The 2,764-nt window shown below is 67.7% G+C and carries 4 protein-coding genes; all 4 read left to right on the forward strand.

Translation table 11 applies throughout. The annotated features are described in order from the left end of the window. Window positions 1-126, forward strand: a 126-nt coding sequence (locus tag VN047_RS22695; protein ID WP_414712648.1) for a hydantoinase B/oxoprolinase family protein, incomplete at its 5' end; no start/stop codon positions are given. A 57-nt stretch (window positions 127-183) separates the two neighbouring features. Beyond that, on the forward strand, window positions 184-858 hold the full coding sequence (locus VN047_RS01820; protein WP_325539427.1) for a DUF969 domain-containing protein: 675 nt from the start codon (window positions 184-186) through the stop codon (window positions 856-858). Further along, on the forward strand, window positions 855-1,793 hold the full coding sequence (locus tag VN047_RS01825; protein ID WP_325539429.1) for a DUF979 domain-containing protein: 939 nt from the start codon (window positions 855-857) through the stop codon (window positions 1,791-1,793). Before VN047_RS01820 ends, VN047_RS01825 begins: the two co-directional genes overlap by 4 nt. A 99-nt stretch (window positions 1,794-1,892) precedes the next feature. Further along, window positions 1,893-2,764 (forward strand): DUF2891 domain-containing protein (locus VN047_RS01830; protein ID WP_325539431.1); only part of this gene is annotated, 872 nt, incomplete at its 3' end.

Here is a 2,764-nt window from a genome sequence, read left to right on the forward strand (position 1 = left end):
GTCGAGCGCGCCGACGGCCGGGTCGAGCATCTCGCCGCCACCGGCAGCGCCGAGCTTGCAGCGGGCGACGCTTTCGTGATCGAAACGCCGGGCGGCGGCGGTTACGGGGACGCAAGGGAGAGATAATTTGGTAACAGCACTGTCTACCCCGCGCGGGGACGACGGAGTGAAAGGATACCGGTCATGCTCGTCCTGATCGGCATCCTCATCATCATCGCGGGCTTCCTGCTCCGCTTCAATCCGCTGCTCGTCATCATGGCCTCGGCGCTCGCAACCGGGCTCGCCGCGGGGCTCGACGTCACCGCGATCATCGCCGCCTTCGGCAAGGCGTTCAACGACACGCGCTATGTGTCGATCATCTGGATCGTCCTCCCCGTCATCGGCCTGCTGGAAGCGTACGGCCTGCAACAGCACGCACGCAACATCATCGGCCGGTTGAAAGGCGCGACCCTCGGCCGCCTGCTCACCGGCTATCTTTTCCTGCGTCAGGCCTTTGCCGCGGTCGGCCTGACCTCGGTCGCGGGCCACGCCCAGACCGTGCGCCCGCTCGTCGCGCCGATGGCCGAGGCGGCCGCCGAGGCGCAGAAACCGACGCTTACCGACGACGAGCGCGAGGAAGTGAAGGCCTATGCCGCCGCGACCGACAATGTCGGCGTCTTCTTCGGCGAGGATATCTTCCTCGCCTTCGGCTCGATCCTGCTGATGCGCGGCATCCTCGAAGGCTATGGCTACCAGATCGAGCCGCTCCACCTTTCGCTCTGGGCCATCCCCACCGCGATTGCCGCCTTCCTGATCCACGGCTTCCGTCTCCGGCGCCTCGACCGCAGTATCCGCACGATCGGGGAGCGCGGCGCATGATCACCCTCGGCCATGCCTATCTCCTCGCGGGCACCATCTTCTCACTCTTCGCGCTGCTCGGCCTCCTCGACCGCAGCAACTCCAAACGCTTCGGCAACGCCGCCTTCTGGGGTCTGGTCGCGACCTCGATGATCGCGGGCGACTGGCTCGGCGATTTCGGCAACGGCCTGCTCGTCCTCGCGCTCGTCGCGATTGCGGGTACCGGCCAGATCGGCCGCGCGCCCGGCGGTGAGGTTCCCGCCGAGGTCCAGGCCGAACGCGCCGCCAAATATGGCAATTTCCTCCTCCTCGTCGCGCTGATCATCCCCGCGGTCGCGCTCATCGGGACCTTCCTGTTCAAATGGGTGCCCGGGCTCGCCGATCCGAAGCAGGCGACGCTCATCTCGCTCGCCTTCGGGGTCCTCATCGCGCTCGCGGTCGGCATGGCGCGGCTCAAACCTCCACCCTTGCTCCCGCTCCAGCAGGGTCGCCGCCTTCTCGACGCGGTCGGCTGGGCCGCAATCCTGCCGCAGATGCTCGCCAGCCTCGGCGCGGTGTTCGCGCTCGCGGGCGTCGGCGAAGTCGTCGGCGGCCTCATCGGTACCACGATCCCCGAGGGGAGCCTGTTCGGCGCGGTGCTCGCCTTCGGGCTCGGCATGGCGCTCTTCACCATGGTGATGGGCAACGCCTTCGCCGCCTTCCCGGTGATGCTCGCCGCGGTCGGCATGCCCTTGCTCATCAAGCAATATGACGGCGACCCCGCGGTCGTCGCCGCGATCGGCATGCTCGCGGGCTTCTGCGGCACGCTGATGACCCCGATGGCGGCGAACTTCAACCTCGTCCCCGCGGCACTGCTCGAACTCAAAAACCCCTATGGCGTGATCAAGGCGCAGATCGGGACCGCGCTCCCGCTGCTCGCGGTGAACATCGTCTTCATCTGGCTCTTTGCCTTTTAATCGTCATCGCAAGGGGCGAAGCGACGCGGCAATCCAGAGTGTGCGTAAACCGCTCTGGATTGCTTCGCTTCGCTCGCAATGACGACCGCAGGATATGGAATGACCCACCTCACCCCCGACCACGCCACCCGCTTCGCGACCGCGACGCTCGCCCACCTCGGCCGCGAATATCCTTACAAGATGGACCTCGTCCTGAACGGCCCCGAGGATGCAAAGCCCCCGCGCGAACATCATCCGATCTTCCACGGCAGCTTCGACTGGCACAGCTGCGTCCATGGCTGGTGGCAGATTCTCCGCCTCGCGCGCCGCTTTCCCGACTTGCCCGTCGCCACCGAAATCCGCGCGCGCGCCGACGCCATGCTCGTCCCCGAAAAGGTCGCGGGCGAACTCGCTTTCTTGGGTCGCCCAATGTCGGCAGGTTTCGAGCGCCCCTATGGCTGGGCGTGGCTGCTCGCGCTCCATGCCGAGACCGAACGCCATGACGCCCCTTGGGCGGCCGCGCTCGAACCGCTCGCACTCGCCTTCGCCGCGCGCTTCCACGCCTTCCTGCCCAAGCTCACCTATCCGCTGCGCGTCGGCACCCATTTCAACATCAGCTTCGCGCTCCTCCTCGCGCGCCGCTGGGCCGAAACCCGCGACCCCGCCCTCGTCACGCTGATCGACACCCGCGCCCGCGACTGGTTCGCCGCCGACCGCGACTGTCAGGCGTGGGAGCCCGGGGGCGACGAATTTCTCTCGTCAGCGCTCACCGAAGCCCATCTGATGGCGGCCGTCCTCGGCAGTGATTTCCCCGGCTGGTTCGACGCCTTCCTCCCCCGCGCGGCGCAGGAACAGCCCGCCACCCTCTTCACCCCCGCCACCGTCTCCGACCGCAGCGACGGCAAGATCGCGCATCTCGACGGCCTCAATCTCAGCCGCGCGTGGAGCTGGCGCGCGATCGCCAGCTCGCTCGGCGCGGCCCACCCGGTCAG

Source organism: Sphingopyxis sp. (assembly GCF_035565275.1).
Lineage (GTDB): Bacteria > Pseudomonadota > Alphaproteobacteria > Sphingomonadales > Sphingomonadaceae > Sphingopyxis.

Excerpts from the sequence above, each read along its gene's own strand:
- VN047_RS01820 (WP_325539427.1), top strand. The coding sequence starts at position 184 with ATGCTCGTCCTGATCGGCATCCTCATCATCATCGCGGGCTTCCTGCTC.
- VN047_RS01825 (WP_325539429.1), top strand. The coding sequence starts at position 855 with ATGATCACCCTCGGCCATGCCTATCTCCTCGCGGGCACCATCTTCTCA.